Origin of the sequence: Paenibacillus sp. TAF43_2, assembly GCF_052113545.1 — a bacterium.
Lineage (GTDB): Bacteria > Bacillota > Bacilli > Paenibacillales > Paenibacillaceae > Pristimantibacillus.
The window spans coordinates 1-4,575 of the sequence record NZ_JBFRDK010000291.1 but is presented as its reverse complement, the minus strand read 5'-3'; the positions used below and the strand labels follow the sequence as shown (position 1 = coordinate 4,575).

5 protein-coding genes are annotated in these 4,575 nt (G+C 33.3%); all 5 read left to right on the top strand.

Features of this window, described 5'->3' with window-relative positions; genetic code table 11:
* A partial coding sequence (locus tag AB4Z17_RS32210; RefSeq protein ID WP_441964408.1) for an ATP-binding domain-containing protein occupies positions 1-515 on the top strand: 515 nt, incomplete at its 5' end.
* Positions 516-1,291: 776 nt separating this feature from the next.
* Complete coding sequence (locus tag AB4Z17_RS32205) at positions 1,292-2,356, top strand: hypothetical protein (RefSeq protein WP_441964406.1); 1,065 nt, start codon at positions 1,292-1,294, stop codon at positions 2,354-2,356.
* Positions 2,357-2,609: 253 nt separating this feature from the next.
* A complete protein-coding gene (locus tag AB4Z17_RS32200) occupies positions 2,610-3,401 on the top strand; it encodes a putative phage abortive infection protein (protein WP_441964405.1) in 792 nt (263 codons plus the stop codon).
* A gap of 210 nt (positions 3,402-3,611) precedes the next feature.
* Positions 3,612-3,968: a transposase gene (locus AB4Z17_RS32195; RefSeq protein ID WP_441964403.1), complete on the top strand. Its 357-nt coding sequence runs from the start codon at positions 3,612-3,614 to the stop codon at positions 3,966-3,968.
* Positions 3,965-4,498: an IS3 family transposase gene (locus tag AB4Z17_RS32190; protein WP_441964401.1), complete on the top strand. Its 534-nt coding sequence runs from the start codon at positions 3,965-3,967 to the stop codon at positions 4,496-4,498. Before AB4Z17_RS32195 ends, AB4Z17_RS32190 begins: the two co-directional genes overlap by 4 nt.
* Positions 4,499-4,575 lie beyond the last annotated feature (77 nt).

Here is a 4,575-nt window from a genome sequence, read left to right as displayed (position 1 = left end):
ACCCTATTCTATTTAATGAATCAGAACGATTTGCACCTCTGATTTATAATAATTTGAAAGGGAAAATTACTGGGATAGAAGTTTATGACAATAACATACAATTTGAAATTGAAATTGGCAAGGTAATAAACGAATTTGATGCTGAAAACTATGATTTTCAGTTTATCGGTACTTCACAAAATGGAAATTCTATAATTAGATTTTTTGTTAATAAATTTAAAAGTACTGATGAGGATGATGACTTGACATCAGATGCAGTCATCCCATTTCAAATTGCTTATGCTGTTTCTATTCATAAAGCGCAAGGTTTAGAGTATAACTCTGTAAAAATTGTTATTACGAATGAAATAGAGGAGCTCATTACTCATAACATTTTCTATACATCAATCACGCGGGCAAAAGAAAAACTAAAAGTTTATTGGACACCTGAGACGGAACATAAAGTATTAAATAGCTTAGAAGTTAAAAATGTAAAAAAAGATGTTGCACTTTTAAAATCAAAATATACTTTATAAGTATTTTAGTTTTACATTAAAACATAATAATCGTCAGTGGAAGGAGGAAGTTTCTTGTTAATAAAAGGGGGGGAAATCCATTTGAACGTCCTGCCCGGATATTACTGTATTAACTAAATTGCTTAATGAAATATCAAAGTTCTCGTACTTTTGTGTACTGCATTAATCTATGGAATTTTGATATATTTTACTTTATTAGGAAATTTCAAAACCCCCGAGAGCTCAGTGAAAATGAGTCTGCGGGGTTTTCCCTATTTGTTAAGATACATTAACAAATAGTTGTCGGAATAGTTCGATAATTAATAGTGCCTAGTAATAGAGAGAGGAGTCGATTTGAAGTTTTTCTGAAAGGACAAGTGGTAACTTTATGAATAAGCGAGTACTCGTATTTGATGAAACAAATATGGATCATAGAAACGGGTACCATTCACTCGAACATCGTTATTATAAATTGCATGATTCAGTATTTGTTCCTTCTGAAGAACCGGATTTTAGTGAATTATTGGATAATTATGTAAATATTCATGTTTTTAAAAAGTAGTTGTATGCAATTGTTAAGATACTCAAGAGGAGCAATTATAGTCTTGGTCATGCTGTTTATTGAGAGGAATAGTTAAGAAATGAGCAAAGAGATAAAAGCAAAGTGCTCATACCTATGGTTTTGGATAAGTTTGAAAATGTATGGAAGCAGATATTTTAAGTTTTTTAAAATATCGGAGAAAATGCTACTATGGCGTTTTATAAGGTAAACACATAAGAGAGTAATTATATTTCAAATGGATCAGGTGATAGCTATGAGCTTTTTAGAAATGGATGGTGAAGAGTACAGTTTCATTTGGGAAACGCTGTGTGAATTACAAATAATATTTCATCCGAAGTATTCTCGTGATGGGGATATAGATTTCAAGGAGCTATTAGATTTAAAGAATACCAAGAAAATCTCTGTTATGCTTGACAGAAATCTGTTGAGTAGTTTATTAAAGCTTTCTCGTGATGGTTATCTAAAAGATGAACAAGAAATGCGATTAATTGCTTTGTTGATGACATGGTTGATTATGAATAATTTCCCTGCGAGCGCAGGGCTCGCTCTAAAAGAGTATGCTACGAAAATAAATGATACAAATGAACCCAAAAGGGAATTGCGAGAATTTAACAATATYTTTGATTACTATCCTGGTATGATATGGTTGCGTTTAGCCGAAGGTGCTATAAATGAAATTCCTGTTTGTCCCCTGCTAACTGCCCCTTTAATTACAAAAATTAAATACAATGAAGATGATGATCATATGCTGATGCACATTGCAGAAATGCTCCATGTTGTATATTTGTGTAGAAGACAAGAACTATCGCCAGTTGAAAGAATGTTGGAGTTTTTGGGATGGAACTATAAATATTTGTTAATTTGTGAGAGCACCTTGGTTTATACAGCAATGCTGTTTACAAATCAATCAGGAATTAAAGCTCCTAAAAATTCAGGAAATAATGATATTGAAAAAATACTGAGTGGGTGCAGAAATCAAGCCTGGGATCTGAACTATTTATCAAATTGGAGCAACTTTCATTATTACGAAAAAACTATGGATGAGATTTTTATGTTCGCAACTAATGATATTCTACTAAAAAGAATTTTTATAAATACTTATGCTGTTGGTAGTGTGAGGGCATTAATTGAAGTAGTATTTTCAAAGAGTGATGCTCAAAAGATATTCGATGTAATAAATCTAAATCAAGGGGAAAAGAGGATTAAACCGGACTTTGGTGTAGACCTAAAGGTATACTTGAGCAAACTAATTGAACAGGAAAAAAATAGAGTAATAGAAATAATAAGTGAGAGAGGGTAATTTAACTATTAGTAAGACTGTTAAGGATTGTTGGGGGGAAACATGGGATGGTCAATTAAATCATCTTTTTAACAAGTAATGTGTATGATGAAAAACATAGTGGTTCGTTCTGTGCTCACAATCGCCAACAGGATAGAATATTTTCAGTGTTCGCGATCTTCATGTGAAAATAGGACAAGATATATAATTCATTTTCACGAATAATTCAAATTGAAAAAGGAATTATCTGAAATACTATGGAAGGAATAAAATAATGAAGTCAAAAAATCTTAAATTTTTTACATGGATACTATTTATTATTTCTTTTCTTTTTTTCATAATTGGCATTAGTAGTCCTATTATGGTGAAAGTTCTATTCAAAGATTCTGATACTATTAATGACTTTGCTATCCTAGGACCAATTGGTGATTGGTTGGGTGGAGCTGCCTCGCCATTTATTAATTCAGCGAGCTTTATTATTCTACTCGTTGCATATTTAGCTCAAAAAGAAGAGTTGAACCTTACTAGGAATGAAATGAAAAATCAAAATTTAACATTAATACATCAAAGGTTTGATAATACATTATTTAATCTTTTACATCTACATCAACAAATTATTAGCTCTCTCAAACATAGCGAGATGGATAACTTTGGAAAACTAAAAACATATACCGCTCGAGAAATAATAAATACGGTTTATGAAAACTTGCAAAAGGAATTGGATAAAAAAAACAAGACAAGTGAAGAACTTAATATGTATGATGAAATTACACATGTATTCTATGGTACGCACACATTAATTGATCAGGTTTTTCAGAGTCAAATAAGTATAATTGAATTTATCTCGTCATCTACTTTTGAAATTTCAAAAGATACGTACTGGAAGATATTTAGAGCACAGATCTCAAATCAAGAGAGTCTGCTACTCTTTTTCTATTTAGCATACTGGAAACGAGATGAAAGGGTGGCTTTAGCGCTTAAAGAAGACGAGTTTTTTATGAATTTCTTTAATTCATTAATATCAAGTGATTACAGTAGTGTTCTATTAAGAAGAATTTGTAGGTAAATCACTGAAATCAAAGAACAGTCATTTAAAGATTATTTCAACATTACTCAAACAATTAAATGGGCCTTAATAGGTACAGGATAGAGCAGTTCTTAAAATAATTATATAAAAAAACCCTTTGTGATTTAAGTAGAAATGAAATGTACCCCTTAGAATAGACATTGGAAAAAACCCTAGGTTATTCCGATGAAATTCTATGGGTGTATTTTTGTGGCGGTTAAAGGGAAAAAGTTTAAGCATTATGAAGATACAACGAAAGTGGAGGCAATCCGCTTACATGTTGAAGAGGGATGGTCGTATCAAAAGATAGCGGATCACCTAAATATTAATGACAAGAATCGTGTGAAGATTTGGGTGAGGAAATATAGACAGCTCGGTGAATATGGACTACTGGATCAGCGAGGACGTCGTGAGGAATACATCGATCAGGATAGATACGTTCAAAAGCTTAAACTAGATAATCAGATGCTGAAAAAGTGTTTGGAAATCTGGATGCGGGAGGTACAAAAACGAAATATCGTGTCATTGAAGCAGCAGCAGAATCCTAGCCTCTTACTGAACTCTTGAAGCGCAAAGTTATAGATCACGATGAAGATCTCAAGGCATTAATTAAACGAGTGTATACGAAGTACAATGGCGTATATGGATATCGGCAGATTCAAATGCATTTGCTTCAGGGCCATGAAAAACGTGTGAATCACAAGAAAGTTCTTAGGCTTATGCAAGAGATGGGGATTCGCTCTAAGATGCGTCAGAAGCGACGTCAGAGCTATAAAACTATAGTAGGTGCTCGCGTTGCGGAAAACCTGCTTCAGCGGGAGTTTAAAGCGGATGAGCCTAAACAAAAGTGGGTAACGGATGTCACTCAATACCGCGTAATCGATACATGGATATATTTATCTGCCATTAAGGATTTGTATAACGGAGAACTCATAGCTTCTTATATGAGCCTTCGTAATGATAACCAACTCRTACTTCAAACCTTTGAKAAAGGGTTTAAAAAGGAAACAGACGTGACTGGATTGATTAGATTACCAAGACATGCTGCTGAAGGTTGGCGCCCGAATCAGCATGTCCCGCCGAGGCAATTGTTATGACAATGCCTCTATGGAGAGCTTTTTTTCGCATTTAAAAGCGGAAGCACTCTATCCTTATCATATCCGAAGTTTAGAAG

What these genes read in the sequence shown, in the direction of transcription:
- AB4Z17_RS32200 (WP_441964405.1), top strand. Translation starts at nt 2,610, where the DNA reads ATGAAGTCAAAAAATCTTAAATTTTTTACATGGATACTATTTATTATT.